Origin of the sequence: Streptomyces sp. R33, from assembly GCF_041200175.1 — a bacterium.
Lineage (GTDB): Bacteria > Actinomycetota > Actinomycetes > Streptomycetales > Streptomycetaceae > Streptomyces > Streptomyces katrae_B.
This window is the reverse complement of sequence record NZ_CP165727.1, coordinates 1,779,826-1,799,407: the sequence shown is the minus strand read 5'-3', so window position 1 is coordinate 1,799,407 and position 19,582 is coordinate 1,779,826. Positions and strand designations below refer to the sequence as shown.

16 protein-coding genes are annotated in these 19,582 nt (G+C 72.5%); 9 read left to right on the top strand and 7 right to left on the bottom strand.

The genetic code is table 11. From position 1 onward, the window contains the following. Nucleotides 1–121 precede the first annotated feature (121 nt). The 3 genes from AB5J51_RS08660 to AB5J51_RS08650 all read left to right on the top strand — a co-directional run bounded on the left by AB5J51_RS08660 (nt 122) and on the right by AB5J51_RS08650 (nt 3,761). Complete coding sequence (locus tag AB5J51_RS08660; RefSeq protein WP_053790048.1) at nt 122–1,015, top strand: LysR family transcriptional regulator; 894 nt, start codon at nt 122–124, stop codon at nt 1,013–1,015. Between the two features lie 112 nt (nt 1,016–1,127). Continuing rightward, nucleotides 1,128–2,420: a putative Ig domain-containing protein gene (locus AB5J51_RS08655; RefSeq protein WP_369777362.1), complete on the top strand. Its 1,293-nt coding sequence runs from the start codon at nt 1,128–1,130 to the stop codon at nt 2,418–2,420. Between the two features lie 90 nt (nt 2,421–2,510). After that, nucleotides 2,511–3,761, top strand: coding sequence for a cytochrome P450 (locus tag AB5J51_RS08650; protein WP_369777361.1), 1,251 nt, complete (start codon nt 2,511–2,513; stop codon nt 3,759–3,761). On the opposite strand, the gene AB5J51_RS08645 is transcribed toward AB5J51_RS08650, so the two are convergent. The 7 genes from AB5J51_RS08645 to AB5J51_RS08615 form a co-directional block, all read right to left on the bottom strand. Then, entirely contained in the window at nt 3,762–4,832 is a 1,071-nt protein-coding gene (locus tag AB5J51_RS08645; protein ID WP_053788722.1) for an esterase family protein, read from the bottom strand. 61 nt (nt 4,833–4,893) lie between these two features. Then, entirely contained in the window at nt 4,894–6,498 is a 1,605-nt protein-coding gene (locus AB5J51_RS08640; RefSeq protein WP_369777360.1) for a molybdopterin-dependent oxidoreductase, read from the bottom strand. 150 nt (nt 6,499–6,648) lie between these two features. After that, nucleotides 6,649–7,830: an oxygenase MpaB family protein gene (locus tag AB5J51_RS08635; RefSeq protein ID WP_369777359.1), complete on the bottom strand. Its 1,182-nt coding sequence runs from the start codon at nt 7,828–7,830 to the stop codon at nt 6,649–6,651. 59 nt (nt 7,831–7,889) lie between these two features. Next, nucleotides 7,890–8,924: a polyprenyl synthetase family protein gene (locus tag AB5J51_RS08630; RefSeq protein WP_136225154.1), complete on the bottom strand. Its 1,035-nt coding sequence runs from the start codon at nt 8,922–8,924 to the stop codon at nt 7,890–7,892. Next, complete coding sequence (locus tag AB5J51_RS08625) at nt 8,917–9,300, bottom strand: hypothetical protein (RefSeq protein WP_234382512.1); 384 nt, start codon at nt 9,298–9,300, stop codon at nt 8,917–8,919. Before AB5J51_RS08625 ends, AB5J51_RS08630 begins: the two co-directional genes overlap by 8 nt. Before the next feature lie 223 nt (nt 9,301–9,523). After that, entirely contained in the window at nt 9,524–11,884 is a 2,361-nt protein-coding gene (locus tag AB5J51_RS08620; protein WP_369777358.1) for an alpha-N-acetylglucosaminidase TIM-barrel domain-containing protein, read from the bottom strand. A 167-nt stretch (nt 11,885–12,051) separates the two neighbouring features. Beyond that, nucleotides 12,052–13,734, bottom strand: coding sequence for a ricin-type beta-trefoil lectin domain protein (locus tag AB5J51_RS08615; RefSeq protein ID WP_369777357.1), 1,683 nt, complete (start codon nt 13,732–13,734; stop codon nt 12,052–12,054). A gap of 177 nt (nt 13,735–13,911) precedes the next feature. Here AB5J51_RS08615 and AB5J51_RS08610 point away from each other — a divergent pair, with 177 nt between their 5' ends. The 6 genes from AB5J51_RS08610 (at nt 13,912) to AB5J51_RS08585 (ending at nt 19,535) form a co-directional block, all read left to right on the top strand. Next, nucleotides 13,912–14,556: a TetR/AcrR family transcriptional regulator gene (locus AB5J51_RS08610; RefSeq protein WP_053788726.1), complete on the top strand. Its 645-nt coding sequence runs from the start codon at nt 13,912–13,914 to the stop codon at nt 14,554–14,556. 14 nt (nt 14,557–14,570) lie between these two features. Next, nucleotides 14,571–15,506: a serine/threonine dehydratase gene (locus AB5J51_RS08605; protein WP_369777356.1), complete on the top strand. Its 936-nt coding sequence runs from the start codon at nt 14,571–14,573 to the stop codon at nt 15,504–15,506. A 169-nt stretch (nt 15,507–15,675) separates the two neighbouring features. Then, the gene (locus tag AB5J51_RS08600; RefSeq protein WP_369777355.1) at nt 15,676–16,041 is read left to right on the top strand and encodes a hypothetical protein; all 366 of its coding nucleotides are present in this window, start codon (nt 15,676–15,678) and stop codon (nt 16,039–16,041) included. Nucleotides 16,042–16,420: 379 nt separating this feature from the next. Next, complete coding sequence (locus tag AB5J51_RS08595; protein WP_369777354.1) at nt 16,421–17,755, top strand: sugar ABC transporter substrate-binding protein; 1,335 nt, start codon at nt 16,421–16,423, stop codon at nt 17,753–17,755. Then, nucleotides 17,752–18,687 (top strand): carbohydrate ABC transporter permease, encoded by a 936-nt coding sequence (locus AB5J51_RS08590; RefSeq protein WP_369777353.1) that lies wholly within the window; start codon nt 17,752–17,754, stop codon nt 18,685–18,687. The genes AB5J51_RS08595 and AB5J51_RS08590 overlap by 4 nt, the downstream gene beginning before the upstream one ends. Then, entirely contained in the window at nt 18,684–19,535 is an 852-nt protein-coding gene (locus AB5J51_RS08585; protein WP_369777352.1) for a carbohydrate ABC transporter permease, read from the top strand. The genes AB5J51_RS08590 and AB5J51_RS08585 overlap by 4 nt, the downstream gene beginning before the upstream one ends. The last annotated feature ends 47 nt before the right edge of the window (nt 19,536–19,582 follow it).

The following is a 19,582-nucleotide window of genomic DNA, read 5'->3' as shown; positions in this document are numbered from 1 at the left end:
CGGGCTCATGCCGCACCGGCATACCTTGACGCCGACCGTGCATGAAACCGGCCACGGGGGTGGGCATTTGTTCACCCCTGCAACCCTTACGGGTGAGGCATGGCGAGGTTACCGTCCGGTCATGACCCCCACCCTCGCGCAGCTTCGCTACTTGGTGGCCGTCGCGGACTGCCGTTCCATCACCGGCGCTGCCGCCTCGGTCTTCGTCGCCCAATCCGCCCTGTCGCGGGCCATCCAGGCCATGGAACGCGACCTCGGAGTCGAACTCCTCGCCCGTCGGGGCAGGGGCGTGGACCTCACGCCGGAAGGGGCCCGGGCCGTGCGGCTCGCCCGTACCGTCCTCGACGCGGTGGAGGCGATCGACGACATCGGGACCGCGCACGGCGGCGGCGTCCGGGTCGTCCTGACCCTCGTCACCACCCCCACCCTGGCCCTGGACCTGGCCGCGGACCTCGTGCCGGCCTTCACCGAACGGCACGCCGGAGTGGACATCCGGCTCCAGCAGCACGACAGCCGGGAGGCCCTCGTCCAGGAAATCACCACGGGAAGGGCCGAGTTGGCCCTGGTGGACCTGCCGGTGGACAAGGAGCTGTCCACGCACCACATCCAGGAGCGCGAGGTGGTGCTGATCTCCCCGATCGGCTGCAGACTGCCCGACCCGATGCCCTTCAGGCTGCTCGACGGCCTTCCCATGGTGCTGCCGACCCCGGGCGCCGGCCGGCGCACCGAGATGGAGGCCATGTTCAGCTGCCTCGGAGTGCGCCCCGTGCCGTCCCTCGAGGCCGACGAACGGCTCGCCTGGGTGACGGGCGTGACGGACGGCCGCGGCTCCGTCATCTGGTACCGGGACGTGGCCGTGCGCGCCTTCGGCGACCGCGCGGAGATCCGCTCCTTCTCCCCGCCCCTGCTGCGCCCGGTGGGGCTCGCGCACGCCCGGCGGCCGCTGAGCCGCGCGGCCCGGGCGTTCATCGCGCACGCCCGGCACAACTCGCCCGTACGGGAGCCCGCGCGCTGACCGAAAACCACCGTCAGGTGTCGGCAGCCATGCCCGCTCGGCATTGAACCATGTTCAAAGAGGTGTCCGCCGGCCCTGGCGGCACTGCCTGACGTCCCATCACATTGTGTGCATGTCCCGACTCCTCACGCCCCCACGGGCCGCCGCCCTCGCGACCGCGGCCCTCGCCACGCTCCTCCCGACGGCCGTCTGGATGGCCGGTGCCGCGGCCGCCCCGGCCGGCCTGCCCGCATCCGTGTCCGGGCCCGCTCCCGCCGCGGCCCTGGCTCCGGAGAAGAAGTGCACGCTCCCCGCCGGCCTGGCCGAGCTCAGCGGACTCGCCATGAGCCGCAAGCACCCCGGCGTGTTCTACGCCGTCAACGACAGCGGCAACACCAACCAGGTCTTCGCCGTCGACTGCACCACGGCGACCGGCCGGCTCCGGGCCACGTACACCGTCTCCGGCGTCGGCAACACCGACTGGGAAGGGCTGGCCCTCGGCAGGGACGCGGCCGGTCTTCCGGCGATCCTGGTCGGCGACATCGGCGACAACTTCAGCGGGCGCGCCGAGATCACCGTGCACGCCTTCGCCGAGCCCGACCAGCTCGCCGATGCGACCGTCACGCCGGTGACGTACCGCTTCGCCTACGCGGACGGCAGGCACGACGCCGAGTCGCTGCTGGCCGACCCCGTCACCGGCCGGCTCTACGTCGCGAGCAAACTGATCGGCGCAGCCGGTCAGTTGTACAAGGCCCCGCTGCCCCCGCTGACCGGTCAGGTCAACACCCTCACCGCGGTCCGCCCGGGGCCGGTCTTCGCCACCGACGGCGCGTTCTCGCCGTCCGGTGCCTCGTACACCCTGCGCAGCGGCGGGCCGCTCGGCGCCAACACCGCGAGCGTGTACGACACCGCGGGCGCCAAGCTCGCGGACGTCGCCCTGCCCGCCCAGTCCCAGGGCGAGACCGTCACGTACGCGGACTGCACCAGCCTGCTCGTCGGGTCGGAGAACGACACCCAGATCTGGCGCGTCCCGCTGCCCCCGGAGGCCACCCCCGGCTGCGGCACCATGCCGACGCCCACCCCCACCCCCACGCCGACTCCGACTCCGACGCCCACCCCCACCATGACCCCCACCCCGACGCCCACCCCCACGTCCGGTCCGGGCGATCTGAAGCTCGCCGACCCCGGCCCGCAGACCTGCAAGTTCAACCAGTCCTGCACCATCCGGCTCACCGCCACCGGCGGCAAGCCGCCCGTCCGCTTCACCGCCGCCGGCCTCCCGTTCGGTCTGGCCCTCGACGCCGCCTCCGGCCGTATCACCGGCAAGCCCTGGGGCAGCGGCACCGTACAGGTCACGGTGACCGCCACCGACTCCGGCGGAGCCACCGCGAGCGCCGCTTTCCCCCTCACCCTCACCTGGTTCTGACCCCGGAACCCGGACGGAGCGGACTTGTACAACCCGGTCCGCAGGCCGCACTGTTGGCCGAGTTTCGTCCATACGGTCAGGAGAGCCAGCTTGTCACCCGACAACGCACCCACGCCCGCGTACGTCATCGACCCCGCCGGCGGCTGCCCGCACGCCCTCAACGCCCGGCTGCGCGCCCAGGGCAGCGTGGCGGACGTCGTCCTGCCCGGCGGGGTACCCGGTGCGGTCGTCCTCGGACACGAAGCGCTGAAGGAGTTCCTCGCCCACCCCGACGCGGCCAAGGACGCCCGGCACTTCCCCTCCCTGCACGACGGCACCATCCCCGCGCACTGGCCGCTGCGGGCTTTCGCCAACGCCCAGGGCATGCACACCTCCGACGGCGCCGACCACCGCCGGCTGCGCTCCCTGGTCGGCAACGCCTTCACGGCCCGCCAGGTGGAGCGGCTGCGGCCGCGCATCGAGGAGCTGACCGCCGGACTCCTCGACGACCTCGGCCGTGCGGCGGCCGAGGCCCCCGACGGTGTCGCGGACCTGCGCACCCACTTCGCCCTGCCGCTGCCGATGAGCGTCATCTGCGAGCTGCTCGGCGTGGACCCCGAGCACCGTGGCCGGCTGCACCACCTGTCCCACATGGTGATCATCGCCACCGACACCACCCCCGCCGAGGCGATGGCCGCCGTACGGGAACTCGTCGAGCTGATGGGCACGATAGCCGCCGCCCGCCGCGAGACGCCGGGCGACGACCTGACCAGCGCGCTGATCGCCGCCCGCGAGGGCGACGGCGACCGGCTCAGCGAGGCCGAACTCATCGGCACCATGCGCCTGATGCTCGTCGCCGGCCACGAGACCACCCTCAACCTGATCAGCAACGCCGTGCGCGCCCTGTGCACCCACCGCGACCAGCTCGCACTGGTGCAGGAGGGGAAGGCCACCTGGTCCGACGTGGTGGACGAGACCCTGCGCTGGGACGGGCCCGTCAGCTGGTTCCCGTTCCGGTACCCCGTCCGCGACCTCACCGTCGACGGGACCGTGATCCCGCAGGGCACCCCGGTCCTCGCCGGCTACACCGCGGCCGGCCGCGACCGGGCCGTCCACGGCCCGGACGCAGACCGCTTCGACATCACCCGCCCCACCGCCGCCCGCAACCTCTCCTTCGGGCACGGCGCGCACTACTGCGTAGGCGCCCCGCTCGCCCGACTCGAGGCCGTCATCGCCCTGGAGCGGCTCTTCACCCGCTTCCCGGACCTCGACCTCGCCGTCCCCGAGCCCGAACTCCCGCACCAGCGCAGCTTCATCGGCAACAGCGTCGACTCCCTGCCCGTCCGCCTGACCAGGGGGTAGCTACCGGCCGTCGCCGGGCGGCGGGAGCTCCGCGCTCAGCCAGCCCAGCGCATCCGGGTACATCCCGGTCCAGGTCTGGAAGTTGTGGCCGCCGGCCGGGCGGACCAGGGTCCTCACCCGGACCCCGCTGCCCGCCGCGGCCCGGCCGAAGGCCTCCAGCTGCTGCGGCGGGCTGTCCTTGTCCTGCGCCGAGGTGGCCAGGAACAGCCCGACGTCGGCCCCCTTGGCATGCCGGACCAGCCACAGGGGGCTGTTGCGCTCGCGCAGGGCCGGGTCGGCCAGCACCTCCGGATCCCCGGCCAGCGGATCCGGGTCCAGGGCCGCGCCCGCCCGGAACACCTTCGGGTACTGCAACGGCAGCTTGGCCGCGCAGAACCCCCCGGTCGACACTCCCATCACCCCCCACCCGTGGGGCTCGCGCAGGGCACGGAAGTTCTTCGCGACCAGGTCCGTCACGTCCTCCGCGAGCCAGCTGGCCACCTTCCGCGTCGGCGTGTTGCTGCAGTCCGTGTTCACCCCGCCCGGGTAGATCTCCGGGACCACGACGATGAACGGGTGCGCCGCGCCCAGCCGGACCAGCTGCTCCAGCGCGCCCGGCATGCCGCCCAGGTCGAGCCAGGTCCGGGGCGAGCCCGGATACCCGTGCAGCAGCATCAGCACCGGGAAACGGGTCTTCTCCGCACCCCGGGCCCGGTACTCGGGCGGAGTCCACACGATCACCTGCCCGGCGAGTTTCGAATGCGAGCCGCGGAAGTAGGTGGTCTGCGTGCCGTCGGCGCCCTGCGTGAACTTGGCCCGGCCCAGCGGCGGCCCGGTCATTGCCGAGGAGTCCTGCACGTTCTCCGTGCCCAGCAGGTCGTTCCAGGAGGAGTAGAGCCCGTAACTGCCGTTGATCCAGGTCGCGATCACCGCGATGGAGGTCAGCTGGCACAGCGCGATCATCAGCACCCGCACGGGCCACCGCACCCACCCCGGCCCCGGGACCCGGTTCCACAGCAACAGTGCGGCCAGCATGGCGAGCGCGGTGACGGCGATCAGAGTGACGAGGAACGACGGACTGGTCAGCTCCACGAGGGCCGGCTCCTGACGTGCGGATCGGTCTCCCGGGATGTCGTTTCCCGGGATGTCCGCATCATGCCTTCCTCCCCGGCCCCGGCCGGACACGCACCGACACCGAGTGCCACCCGGTCGCCCCGTCGGGAACGGTCCCTGCGCGCACGCCCGTCTGGACGGCGCCCGTTCCGTCCGTGCAGCGGACCTCCAGCGTGTGCCGGCCGGGCGTCGCCTCCCACACCCACACCCACTGCCGCCAGGTGTCCTTGCCGTCCGCCGCCCCCAGCCGGGCCTCCTGCCACGGGCCCGCGTCCACCCGTACCTCGACCCGCGAGATCCCGCGGTGCTGCGCCCACGCCACCCCGGCCACCGCCACCCGCCCCTCCTCCGGCTCGGCGGACGGGCGCGGGGTGTCGATCCGGGACTGCGTCTTGACCGGGGCCTGCTGCGCCCAGGACCGGCGCACCCAGTACGCGTCGTACGCCGCGAACGTCGTCAGCTCCAGGTCGCGCAGCCACTTGCACGCTGAGACGTACCCGTACAGGCCCGGTACGACCATCCGTACCGGGAAGCCGTGCGCGAAGGGCAGCGGCTCGCCGTTCATCCCGACGGCGAGCAGCGCGTCCCGGCCGTCCATGACCGTCTCGACGGGCGTGCCGATCGTCATCCCGTCCACCGACCGCGCCACCAGCTGGTCGGCCGGGCCGCCCTGCGAGGGCGGCCGCACCCCCGCCTCGCGCAGCAGGTCGGCCAGGCGTGCGCCGAGCCAGCGGGCATTGCCCGCGTACGGGCCCCCGACCTCGTTCGACACGCAGCACAGGGTGATGTCGTGCTCGACGAGGGGGCGGGCCAGCAGCTCCCGCAGCCCGAATTCGAGCGGGGTGGAGACGCCGTCCCCGTGGATGCGCAGCCGCCAGGTGTCCGCGTCCACCCGGGGGACGACCAAGGCGGTGTCCACCCGGTAGAAGTCCCGGTTGGGTGTGATGAACCGGGAGATCCCGGGCACCCGCAGGTCCGCGCCCGGCGGGACGGGCGGCGCGGGCACGGCCGGCTTCGGCAGGACCAGGTCCGCCCGGGACGCCGTGGCCCCCGCCGAGCCGTACGCGCCGAGCCGGCGTCCCGCGTACCCGATCCCGGCCGAGGCCACGAGGGCCGCGGCGACCAGCCGGCCGAAACCGCGCCGGTCCATCGACCAGGCCCCGCCCGGCGGCGCGCCCACCGGACGGGGTCTGGTCAGCGCGCGGACCAGCAGCAACAGCACCCCGGCGGCGGCCAGTCCGCCCACCAGCGACGGCAGCGCATCGCGCCAGGTCGCCTCCGGCCGGCTGAGCGCGGCCACCGCGCCGACCAGCCCGAAACAGCCGGCGAGCGCGATACCGGCGGGCAGGTGCCGTACGGCGAGCACCCCGGCCAGGGCGGCGACCGCACCCAGCACGACGACGATCCCGAGGGCCAGCAGCAGTTTGTCGGAGGTGCCGAACTCCCGGATCGCCCATTCCTTGACGCCGACCGGCGTACGGTCGACGACGGCTCCGCCGACCGCGGTGACCGGCGAGGCCTCCGGCCGGACGGCCGCCGAAGCCAGCTCCGTCACGGCCAGTCCCGCGCAGGCGGCGACCAGCCCGCAGACGGCCCCGCCCAGGATGCGGCGGCGCCGCCCCAGGTCTGCCTTCACACGGGTCATGCGCAGTCACCGTCCGCCGCGAAGCCGGATGCCGGGTGCCGGACACCGGGTGCCGGGTGCCGGTACGGGAGGGGCCCCGCCCGCCGGTTCCAGTGTCACTCCGACCCGGGCGGTCCTGCGCCCGGCCGCGCCCGTTCGGCCCCGTTCGGGTCAGTGCACCGGCGCCGGCGGCACCCAGCGCCCGGTGCGCGGCGCCTTCACCCCGTACTCCGCCTTCAGCTCCGCCGGGATGGCGTGGTGCATGACCCGGCCCCGGGTCAGCGCGGACAGCTCGAAACCGGCGAGCAGCGAGCCCGCCTTGTCGAGCGCCCATTCCGCGAAGGGGCTGCTGTCCTCGATGCTCTCCAGCAGCCCCAGGAACACCGGGACGGCCTTGGCCGCCGAGTCCCAGGGGCTGCGCGGGACCTCCAGCCAGTCGCCGATGGTGTCGCCGACCAGGTAGCGGACGGTGGCCGGGACCATGGGGTCGAAGAGCGTGCCGGGGACCACGTCCTCGTACAGCCGCAGCAGCTGCGCGTTCAGGGCGGCGCCCTCGGGGGAGGGGCCCAGATGGCGCAGGAGGTAGAGGTCGCAGTACGCGCGGGCCTCGGCGAGGTTCTCCGGTACGGCAGACATGTCGCAGCCCAGCAGCGCGGCCACGACCCGCCAGGCGTAGTGGTACGCCTCCGCGCCCTCCTCGCTCATGTGGATGCCGAGCCGGTGCATGGCGTCGAGCACCAGCAGCGAGAAGAACGTATGCCCGGCGATCATGTCCTCCTGGCAGATCGGCAGGCCGTCCCGCTCGACGTCCCAGTGGCCGCCGTGGCGCAGGTGGTGGCGCACCGCCGCGTGCAGCAGCCGGACCTTCTGCGCGGCCGGGATGAACTTGCTGCCCTCCGCGAAGGAGTCGGTCCGCATGAGGTACGTGACGAACTGGCCGGTGTTGGCCATCCGCCGGGAGGGGTACGCGAGCGAGTGCGTCGAGGAGAGCAGCCGGGCCATCCGGGGGACGGCGTAGCTGACGGGCATCGCGGCGAAGGACAGGCCGGTGTTGATGTGGGCGGCGTTGTCCATGAAGAACAGCCGGGCCTGTTCCATGACGTCCCAGTCGACCCACGCCGGGGGCACGGCGGTGGCCTCGAAATAGGCGCGCGCGGAGGCCGGGAGCCGCTCGGGGAGCGGGTCCCCGGCAGTGGTGAAGAACCGCATGAGCGTGTTGAAGTCGCCCACCTCGCCCCGGTGGAACAGGGCGGCGACGGTCTCGTCGGCAAGCGGATCGCCCTGCACGGACAGGGCGTCGAGGGCGGCGTCGTCGTAACGGGGCCACGGTGAGGCGGTGTTGGGGGTGGTCACTTCACTGGTCCTTCTGGTCGGTTCGGGAGCGCGCGCTACAGCGAGCGCTACAGCGAGCGCTACAGCGAGCGCTCGGCGGCGGTACCGGCCAGCTCGCACAGCGCGGACCGCGCCTCCGCGGGCATCGGTACGGCGTCCAGGGCGGCGGCGGCCCGGGCGATGCGCTCCCGGATCATGTCCTCGACCTGTCGGCGGGCCCCGCAGCGGTCCATCAACTCACGTACGGAAGCCGCCTCTTCCTCGCCGAGATCGGGCCGGCCGACCAGCTTGGCGAGCAGCCGCCGGTCGTCGGCTCCGGCCGCCGCGAGGGTCAGGGCGAGCAGCGCGGTCGGTTTGCCGTCCCGCAGGTCGTCGACGTTCGACTTGCCGGTCCTGGCCGGGTCGCCGAAGGTGCCCAGCAGGTCGTCGCGCAGCTGGAAGGCCTCGCCGAGCGGCAGCCCGTACGCGGAGAAGGCGTCCAGCAGGGCGCGGGAGCCCCCGCCGAGGGTGGCGCCCAGGTGCAGCGGCCGCTCGACGGTGTACTTGGCCGTCTTGAAGCGGGCCACCTCCAGCGACTCCGCCACCTGCGGCTCCCGGGCCGGCTGCGCCCGGGTGCGCAGCACCTCGAGGAACTCGCCCGCCATCGTCTCGCGCAGCAGCGTGGACCAGAGCGGCACGGTCCGGGCCAGATAGGCGCCGGGCAGCCCGCAGGAGCTGAAGACGTGTGCGGCGTATCCCATCAGCAGGTCGCCGAGGATCATCGCGAGGGCGGTGGAGCGCTGTCCCGCGGCGGCGAAGGCGGCGTGCGCGGTGAGCCGGCCGTGCCGCATCAGGCTGTCGTCGATGATGTCGTCGTGGGTGCAGGCCGCCGCGTGGACGAGCTCCATCGCGGCCGCGGCCCGGATCACGCCCTCGCAGTCGGGCTGTCCCGCCGCCCGCCACCCCCAGTACAGGTACGCGGCCCGGATCCGCTTGCCGCTCGCCAGCGAGCGGCGCAACTGCTCGGACAGCGGGAAGAGCTCGACGTGCAGCCCGAGCAGCGCCTGCTCCTCTTCGTCGGCCAGCCGGACCAGCACCTCGTCGATGCGCTCCTTGAAGCCGGTGTGGTCATGCACGGGGGTGGCCCTCGCCGGCGACCCGCTCGGCGGCCCGCCGGGCCATGGTCTCCAGGTGGTTCTCCGCTCCCGCGCCCGACCGGCGGGTGGCCAGCTCGCCGCGCTTGCGCAGCTCCACGACCCCGTCGGTGAGCAGGTCCCGCAGGTCGGCCCGGCGCAGTACGTCCTGGGCCCGCTCGGCGGACTGCCGTAACTGGTCGAGGGCCAGATCGGCGACCCCGGCGGCGAGGAGCGTCAGCAGCTCGAGGGTCACGGGCGGGGTGCCGGGCGCGGGGTTCTCCGGTCCGGGCGCTGACGGCTCCGCCGGCTGAGCGGGCCGCCCGGGCTGTGCGGGATGCCCGGTCTGTCCGGGCCGTTCGTGTCCGGTCTGGGACATGCGCGGTGCACTCCTGCTGGCGTCGGGCCGTCACGGCGTCGGAAGGGGCGGCCGCCGGATGCTCCGACGGCCGCCCCTGATCGTTCCGGGCCAGTCAACCGAGTGCCCGTCCCGTGCGTCGAACCGCAGGAGGATTTCTCCCTCGCACGAGTACCGGGATTCCCACGGGCGGGTGATGATCAGCGCATGATCCGACCGTCACCGAGCCGGGTGGTGTAGCCGGTCACCGGGCGGCCCCCTCCCAGGACTTCAGGGCGGCCGAGACGGCCGTGGCCAGGGTGTGCGGATCCCCGCTCGGGCCGTTCGCCCCGCTCGGGTGGCGGGTGGTGCGCCGGGCCCAGTCCTCCTCGTACGCGTGCCAGTCGATCTCCCGCGGCACCGCCCGCCGGACCAGCGACTCCTCGAGCGTCTCGAAGTAGGCCGCCCAGCGGGGCGCGTACAACTCCCCGATCAGCCCGTTCCATTCGCGGTTCGCGTAATCGTGCAGGAAACCGCCCTCGCTGGTGCTGCGCCGGCCCCACACGCTCAGGATCGAGCGGGCGTCGTACTCGTACCGGTCCTGCTCGGCCTCGTCAGCGCCCCAGGAGCGGGCCGCGGACAGCCAGTTGCCGAGCAGGAAGTTCGGATCGGAGCCGGTGACCGCATCCAGCTGCCGCTCTCCCTCGGCCCATTGGCGGGTCAGCTCGCGGAACCGGGTCAGGTCCTTGTCCTCGTAGGCTGCCTTGATCTTCGGCAGCAGTACCCGAGAGTGGTTGGCGAGGGCCTGCCGGGCGGTGTCCACCAGGTCGAAGCGGTAGGCGCTCGAGCCCCGCAGCTTCGGATCCACCTCGAGCAGGTGGTCCAGGGCCCGGCGGACCGAATCGGCCGGGTAGCGCATCGACTTGGGGCTCCAGTACGCCGCCCCCACCGCGCTCAGGCCGGGCCGGGCGGTGAACAGGCTGTCCTGGGACTCCGACCACAGGCCCGAGGACGTGCTGTACGGACCCGTACGCAGCTCCTCCCAGGCGGCCGCGGCCGCCTTGTCGGGCCGCCCGTACCGGCGGCCCGCGAAATCGGCGAACCACGTGCGCTGGTCGATCGCCCCGGGCTCCCAGGCGAGGTCCGTGAACAGGTCGAAGGCGGCCGGGTTGGTGCCGGTGGCCTCCGGCAGGTAGGCGATGCCCTTCAGCGCGCTGTTCGGCTTGGCCCGCCAGGGGCCGAACCGCTCGATCCACACCGAGGAGTTGGCGCCGATCGTGGTGTGGCCGCCGAAGTTGTAGATCGTGCCCATCGCGTACGGGGCGCCGCCCCAGCGGGCCTCGCGGTCCAGGCGGTTGTACCGGTCGGACAGCCCGTCGAGGATCAGCAGCTTCGAGGTGTCCACCCCGGCGAGCAGCTCCGCCTTCGGGCTGTCCTGCCAGCCCAGCACCGCCCACATCGCGTCCGGGTGCGCGGCGTGCAGCGCCGACTGGACGGCGCCGGCCGCCGCCTTCACGTCGACCCCGCCCGTCTTCCCGCCCTCGTGCAGCGGGCTCATCCGGTACATCGTGCTGTCCCCGAACACGGCACGCTGCTCCGCGTAGTACGCGGCGGCCAGCTTCGCGAACACCGGCGAGGACGGGTCCAGCCAGTCTGGCCGGTCGAAGCCGGCCCAGTCGCCCTGGGCCACCGTCGTCGCGCCCGGGTTGCGGGCGGCGAACCCCGGCGGCACCGTGCCGAAGTAGCCGGGCAGGACCGGGGTCATGCCGAGCCCGCGCAGCTGCTCGGCGATCTTCCCGCCGAGCTCGGCACGCTCCTGCATCAGCCGCTCGGAGACCGGGCCGCCGAAACCGGACAGGTTCTGCAGCAGCCACCAGCTCTGGTGGCCGGGGGCGGGGATCCACTCGCGCAGCTCGGCGGCGGAGTAGCCGAAGTCCTGGAGCGCCCGGTAGTAGGGGTACTCGGCGCCGGCCTGGACGAACACCTCGTTGATGCCGTGCAGGGCGAGCAGGTCGATCTGCCGCTGGTGCTGCTCGAAGGTGCGGTACGCGCCGGAGTAGCCGTCGTCGGTGTCGTTGAGGGCGTACCGGTGCGGGACGAGGGCGCTGCGGGTGACCGGCGCGGGCACGGCGGGCAGCCGCGCCGGCAGCATGCCGATGCTGTCGCCGGGCCAGCCGATGTCGGCCCCGGCGACGTGCTGGAGGTACCAGCCGACGCCGGTCAGCAGGGTGGCGCCGGTGGACCCGCGTACGGTGATCGCGCCGGCCGGCCCGGACACGGTGAACGTGTCGGCTCCGCCGGCCGGATCGGGCACGAGGGTGAACTGGCCGGCGTGGCGCGGCAGCAGCCGTTCCAGCGCGGCCCGCGCGGGCCCCGCGTCGAAGGGCCGGGGCTTCGGCGCGCCGGGGGAGCCTCGGTGTGCCGAAGCCCCGCGCGCATGGTCCGGTACGGGGGCCGACGCACCGGTCAGGCCGTCCGGTACCGGCGCGCGGCCTCGTACGCCGGCCACGTCGGCCGTCCCGGCCAGTGCGGGGGAGCCGGCGCCGAGCAGGGCCACCAGGGTGGCGAGGGCGACTCGACGGCGCAGCTGTGCGCGCCGCCGGTGCCGGGGCGGGGAGTTGGTCATCCGATGAGTCACCGATCCGTGGTCTGGTCCGGGTCTGATCCGGGCTCCGTCCCGTGCCGGGTCCCGTGGGTCCGGTCGTGCTGCGTGCCGCGGCGTGGGCCGGCGGCCCGGTGGGTGGTCGGGGCAGCCGACCGGGTGGGTCCCCGGACGGCAGCCCCGACGGGTCGTCAGACCGGCAGGGACCAGGCCTGGTCGACCCGGTGGTCGCCGCAGTCGGTCAGCCGCAGCCGCTCGGCCGGGGCGTCCGGGGTGGCGGCCGCGGCGGGAGCCGTCAGGCACATCCCGCTCACGTCCTCGACGAGGGCTCCGTCCCGGCGTTGCGTCCAGCGCTGGCCCGGCTCCCCGGGCGCGCAGCCGGCCAGTTCGACCAGGCCTTCCTCGCCCGCCGACAGGCACTTGCCGGTCAGGCGCACGCTCGCCTCCGGCCCGAGCACCCAGCGCTGGTCGGCGCCCGCGGTGCACGGAGCCAGGACCACCGCGCCGACTCCGCTGGTGTTGGCCCCGTCGGCGCACTTGGCGCCGTCACCGGTGATCTGCCCGGTGGGCGCGGCGGCTGCGCAGCCGTCGTGCGGGGTGAGCCGCCAGACCGCGGTGTCGTGCGCGGCCAGCGTCCCGGTCAGCGAGGTCGAGACCTCGGTGGTCCTGCCGCTCCACAGGTCCTTGGCGTCGACCGTGCAGGAGTACAGGCCGATGTCGGAGAGCGGTACGGAGATGTCCCGGGTGCTGCCGGACCGGTTGAGCACGGCGACGGCGCGGTCGCCGTTCGCCAGCGGCCGGGCGAGCACCTCGAAGGTGGCGTTGGCGGAGAGCACCGCACCCTGGCGGCCCATGGGGTCCTGGTCGAGTGCGATCAGGTCGGTGTTGCCCAGGGCGGCCAGCCCGGCCGGGGTGAGCTTCGAGACGTCGGAGGACAGGATGAACGGGGCCGCCATCATCGCCCACAGGCCCACCTGGCTGCGGCTCTCGGCCTCGGTGAGCCCGGGGGCTCCCGCGAGCAGGAAGTCGGGGTCGTTCCAGTTCCCGGGGCTCGCGTACCGGCCGAGCCAGCGGTTGTATCCGTAGTTGCCCAGCACCGAGCTCCACCGGGAGGTTGCCGGAGCGGCCGCGTTGTAGACCTTGATGTCCTTGCCCTCGCGCCACAGCTGGCCGGTCTCGCCGACCCAGCCGAGGACCTTGTGCCAGTCGGAGCCGCCCCATTCGCCCTGCTGGAAGTAGGCGGGGGCGGAAGCCGAGAGCACCATGTCCCGGCCGCTCGCGCGCAGTCCTTCGGCGACGGCGTTGTACGCGTCGCGGTACGCCTGCTCCTTGGTCTTCCCGGGCGGCACCCACAGGTTGCAGCCGTCCATCTTGACGTAGTCGACCTTCCACGACGCGAACTGCCGGGCGTCCTGGGCGTAGTGGTCCGGGCCGCCGCCGTCGGGGGAGCCGCTGCCGGGGTAGCGCTCGCAGGTGAGGGAGCCGGCGTCCTCGTAGATGCCGAACTTGAGCCCCTTGGCGTGCAGGTACTCGCCGAGCCAGGCCATGCCGTGCGGGAACTTCTGCGTGTCGACGACCAGGCTGCCGTCCGCGTCCCTGCTCCTGGTCATCCAGCAGTCGTCGACGGTCACCGTGTCGTAGCCCTTGGCGGCGAGGCCGCTGGACACGAGTGCGTCGGCGTTCGCGACCACCTTGGCCTCGTCGATGTCGCACATGTAGTGCGCCCAGTTGTTCCAGCCCATGGGCGGGGTGAGTGCGAGCGGGCTGTCCGAGGTCGCGTAGGGCTCGGCCGCCGCGGGGGCGGGGGCGAGGCAGAGGGCGAGCAGGGCGGCCGCGGTCAGGCAGGGGAGCGACGCACGCAGGCGAGGCGGCACGGAGACTCCTTGAGGTGGGCTGCAGTGCGCTCAGTGCAGCGGTGCGACTACCCGCTGTCAACATAAGTCGATGGTTATGGCTCAATGACCAGCAATATGGCCGTAGTCGACGTCACACGATCGGGGAGGGGTGGCGGCGATACGCTGTATGTTCCACCGTCTGATACGATGTATCTCATGCCGAGGAGATCAGCCGCCCTGGACCGCGCGACACCCGAGGCGATCGCCGTCGCCGCCCTGCGCCTCCTCGACGAGGAGGGGCCGGACGCGCTGAGCTTCCGTGCCCTGGCCGACCGGCTCGAGGTGTCGCACGCCACCGTCCAGCGCCGGTGCACCGACCTCGCCGGACTGCTCGACCTGTGCACCGAGCACCTCGCCGGGCAGCTGCCCGAGATCCCGGCCGGGACGGGCTGGGCCGAGGCCGCCGAGGCGCGCTTCACCGCCCTGTACCGGCTGCTCGTCGCGCACCCCGGGCTGCTCGTGCTCCGCGGCGGCCGCCCCTGGCTCGGCCGCCGGCTGCTGGCCCGGCTGGTCGAGCCCGCGCTCGCCGACAGTGTGGCCGCCGGGATGACCGCCGCCGAGGCGATGACCGCCTACCGCCGCATGTACCTGCTCACCCTCGGCAGCGCCGCCTTCGTGGACCACCGGGATCCGGCCGGAGCCACGGCCGCATCGCGGGCGGCCCTGGCAGCGCTGGATCCGGAGCGGTTCCCCGTGCTCTCGGGCGGGCTGGCCGACGTACTGCCCGCCCTGACCGACCACGAGGTGTACTACGGCGCCCTGCGCCAGCTGATCGAGGCCAACCGGCCCGCCGCCGTCTGAAGGGGACCCCCGTCATGCAACAGCAGCTCGACTACGCCGCCGTACGCGCCGCCGCCGACCGGATAGCCGGGTCGGTCCGGCCGGTCGGCGTCGTACCCGCCACCGAGGGCCTCTGGTACGCGCTGGAGTACCTCCAGCACACCGGGTCCTTCAAGGCCCGCGGCGCCCGCAACTTCCTGGCCGCCCACCGCGAGGCCGGCACCCTCCCGGACGCGGGCGTCACCATTGCCTCCGGCGGCAACGCGGGCCTCGCCTGCGCCTGGGCGGCCCGCGCGCAGTCCGTCCCCGCGACGGTGTTCCTGCCCGCCAACGCGCCCCGCGTGAAGGTGGAGCGGCTGCGCGGCTACGGGGCCGAGGTGCGGTTCCACGGCGACCGGTACGCCGAAGCGCTGGCCGCGTGCGAGGAGTTCGCGGCTGCCAGTGGCGCCCTGAGCAGCCACGCGTACGACCACCCGCTGATCGCGGCGGGCGCGGGGACCCTGCTGGACGAGATCCGGGCCGGGCTGCCCGGGCTCGACACCGTGGTCGTCGCGGTGGGCGGCGGCGGGCTGTTCGCGGGGGTCGCGGCCGCGGCGCGCGAGCACGGCGTACGGGTGATCGCGGCCGAGCCGGAGAACTGCCGGGCCCTGAACGCGGCGTTGGAGGCGGGCCGTCTCGTCGACGTCGCCGTGGACTCGGTCGCCGCGGACTCCCTGGGCGCCACCCGGGTCTCGGCTGCTGCGCTGGCCGCCGCGCAGGAGAAGAACGTACGGTCCGTCCTGGTCCCGGACGCGGCGATCACCGGGGCCCGGCGCGCGCTGTGGGAGGAGCACCGGATCGTGGTGGAGGCGGGCGCGGCCACGGCCCTGGCGGCCGTACGGAACGCGCCGGAGGCGATGGGCGAGCGGGTGGCCGTCGTCCTGTGCGGCGCCAACACCGACCCCGGGGACCTGACGGCCCCCGCGGAGTGACGGCCGGGGAGCCGGCTGGCCGGCGGGCCGGGGGGCATACACGGGTGACGGGGCCGACCTCGAACGACGATCGTTGTGAACGCCGAAGACTTTGGAGGACAGCGCACGGTCCCCGTGGCTTGCGAAGGTCTGGGTGTCAAGAAGACCGGCAAGGTACGGAGGAACGGACGTGGCACAGCGCAAGGGCTGTCTGATCGGCTGCGGAGTGGTGCTGGTGCTCGGCCTCGCGGCCGTTGCGGCACTCGTCTTCGGCGTCGGGAAGGTCGTCGACGCCGCCGGCAGGACGATGCTCGAACCCGGCGTCTACCAGTCGGTGAACGTCGGCGACCCGGAGGACGCGGTCCGCGCCAAGATGCCGTCCGGCGAGAGCTTCATCAAGGGCGCCCTGAAGTCCGGCGGCCCGGCCGAACCCGAGGGCGCCGTCTGCTCCTGGTACATATCGGCCGCAGAGAGCAAGGGCGGCGAAGAGACCGTGTTCCGCTTCTGCTTCAAGGACGGAAAACTCGCCGAAAAGGTCGAGTACCGGATGAAGTAGGGGGAACGACGCCACCGGAGCCGCCACCGGAGCCGCCGCCGGGGCCCGGTGGCGCTCCGATTTTGGCGAGCCCGTTGGTAAACCGCATTAGTGCGCCGTCTCTCGAACCGCCGATAAGAAGTCAACATCTGACGTCGGAGCAGGTTCGTTATCGAATCGATATCGCCCTGGGCCGGTTAATGACTAAAGCGCATTAGCCCAGGCCGTTGGGGTGTTGACTTCGTGACTTCCGTCTGCCTGCCGGGTCGCCGGCACGATTGCGGACCTACGGGTACCCGCCCATCGGGACATTGGCCGCATTGACGCGATCGCGATGTGGGGTCAGCGTGGGCTGCGCGCTCCGGCAGTGAGGCCGGAACTCCCCCTGAAGGTGGCGACGATGACCCGTTCGAACGCGACCCGTACAGCCATCGCCACGCTCGTGGCCGGCGCGCTCCTCTCGGTCTGCGGCTGCGGCGTGAGCGGAGGGGCCGCAGATGTGCCGGAGGCGAAGAAGAGCGGCAAGGTGGCCGGCGAGATCGCCTTCCGCACCCTCCAGCTGAAGCCCAAGTTCACGGCGTACGTCCAGGGCGTCATCGACGCCTTCGAGAAGAAGTACCCCGAGGTCAAGGTCAGATGGGAGGACGTGCCCGGCGACGGCTACAACGAGAAGCTCGTCGCGGACGCCCAGGCCGGGGCCCTTCCCGACGTGGTCAACCTCTCCACCGACTCCTTCCAGCTCCTCGGCGACCGCGGCCTGCTCGCCGACGTCGCCAAGCTCGACCCCGAGGTCGCCAAGGAGTACGTCCCCGGGGCGTGGGAGCAGTTCAAACTCCCGGGGAAGGGCGACGGCGTGTACGCGTATCCCTGGTACGTGACCCCGGAGATCCTCACGTACAACAAGGACCTCTTCGAGAGGTCCGGACTGGACCCCGCACAACCGCCCACGAGCGTCGAGCAGTTCTTCGACTACGCCGACAAGATCGCCGCCGCGTCGGGCGGCCGGTACTCCGCCTTCATGGCCGACCCCAAGGGCCGGCTGCCCGGGGACTGGCAGAAGATGGGCGTGCCGATCCTGAACGAGAAGCAGGACGGGTTCGTGTTCGACACGCCCAAGGCGGTCGAGTGGGTCGAGCGGATGAAGGACCTGTACGCCAAGGGCGCCATGCCCAAGGAGTCCCTCCTCAAGTCCGACGACATCAACCAGCTCTACGGCGGCGGCAAGCTCGTCTTCGGCCCCGGCTCCCCGGGCTTCGTCAAGGACATCAAGCAGAACGCCCCGCAGGTCTACGCCGGCACGCAGGTCGCGGGGGCCGTCACGGGCAAGCTCGGCCACATCGGCATCTACGCCCAGTCGCTCGGCATCAGGAAGGACACCGAACACCTCGATGCGGCGAGCGAGTTCGCCAAGTGGGTGACCAACGGCCCCAACCAGGTGGAGTTCTCCAAGAACGCGACCATCTACCCGTCCAACGCCCAGGGCCTCGCCGATCCGCGCTTCGCGGACCGGGGCGACGGCAAGGACGCCGAGACGGTCGCCCGCGCGGTCGGCGCCGAGCAGCTGAAGAGCGCCGCCCTCGACGCCAACACCCCGGTCCAGTGGACGAACCAGGTCGGTGACGCGGTCGTCCGAGAGGTGCAGAAAGCGATCCAGGGCGAGCAGGACCCGAAGACGGCCGTGCGCAAGGCCCAGGAGGAGGCGAACCAGCTGCTCGCCAAGTCGGCGCAGAAATGACGCGCACCGCCAGGGCGCGCCGCAAGGCCCTCGCGGCCATGGAAGTGGAGACCGGGCTGGTCCACCGCACCTGGTGGACCCCCTACCTCTTCCTCGCCCCCGGCCTGCTGATGGTGGCGCTGTTCAGCCTCTGGCCGTTCGTCAACACCGTCATCCTCTCCTTCACCGACGCCCAGATCCTGCGGGGCGGCACCTTCGTCGGCTTCGACAACTACACCCGCGCGTTCGCCGACCCCGACTTCTGGACCGCCACCGGCAACAGCGTGCTGTACCTGGTCGTCGTCGTACCCTGCCTGGTCCTGCTGCCGCTCGCGCTGGCGGTCCTCGTCCAGGCGAAGATCCCCGGCATCGGGCTCTTCCGCTCCGCCTTCTACACCCCGGTGATCGCCTCGGCCGTGGTCGTCGGCCTGATCTGGCAGTGGGTGCTGCGCAGCGACGGGCTCGTCAACACCGTGTTCCGCAATCTCAGCATCGTCTCGGAGCCGATCCCGTTCCTGACGGACAGCACCATGCTGCTCGTCTCCGCGATGATCGTGACCGTGTGGAAGGGCCTCGGCTACTACATGGTGTTCTACCTCGCCGCCCTCGGGAACGTGTCGCCGTCGCTTCACGAAGCGGCCGCACTCGACGGGGCCGGCCCCGTCCGCCGGTTCTTCAGCATCACCGTCCCGCAGGTGAAGCCGATGATGCTGCTGGTCGCCACCCTGTCGGCCATCTCCGCGCTGCGCGTCTTCACCGAGATCTACATCCTGGGCGGCGAGAGCGGCGGCCCCGGAGGAGGCGCCCGTACCCTGCCGTTCCTCATCCGGCAGGTCGGCCTCGGGTTCTCCGGAGAGACGGGCTACGCCTCCGCCATCTCGATCCTGCTCTTCCTGCTGACCCTGGTCTTCAGTCTGCTGGGCCGCCGCCTGTCGAAGGGGGACGAGAGTTGAGCGCCCCGGCACGCACCGGCGCCGACCGCAGGCGCCGGCGGCTCGGGCTCGCCGCCCGGTACGCCACGCTGGTCCTGATGCTCGTCGTGATGCTCGGCCCGATCGTCTGGCAGTTCCTGACCTCGATCCGCGGCCGTACCGAGAACGTGTACGACGGGGTGCTGCCCTCGCAGCCCACCCTCGACAACTACGTCCTCGTCGCCCACTCGTTCCCGCTGCTCCAGTACGTCGGCAACACCCTCGTGGTGGCCGCCCTCGCCATCACCTCGAACGTGCTGTTCGCCGCCATGGGCGGGTACGCCCTCTCCCGGGCCGGGTGGAAGGGCCGCAAGAGCGTCTTCACGGTGCTGGTGGCCACGCTCATGTTCCCCTTCGAGTCCGTGATGATCTCGATGTTCCTGACCGTCCGCGAGATGGGCCTGGTCGACACCCTCGTCGGCGTGTGGCTGCCCGGCGCCGTCTCCGTCCTCAACATCATGGTCATGCGCTCGGCGTTCCTCGCCGTGCCCAAGGAGCTGGAGGAGTCCGCCGTCCTGGACGGCGCCAACGAGTGGACCCGGTTCACCCGGCTCTTCCTCCCCGCCGCGAAGGGGGCCCTGGCCGTCGTCTGCATCACCAGCTTCATGGGCGCCTGGGACGACTTCCTCTGGCCCCTCCTGGTCCTCACCAACAGCGACCACTACACGCTCCAGCTCGGCCTGAAGACCCTGGCCGGTGCCAGCACCACCAACGACCAGCGGATCATCGCCGCCGGCGCGATGGCGGCGCTCCTGCCGATGATGCTGCTCTTCTTCGCCCTCCAGCGTTTCTTCTTCAAGGGAGTGGGCGAGGGAGCCGTCAAGACCTGATTCCTGCCGTCACGCGACCGACCTGCCGTCACACGACCCCTCCCTCC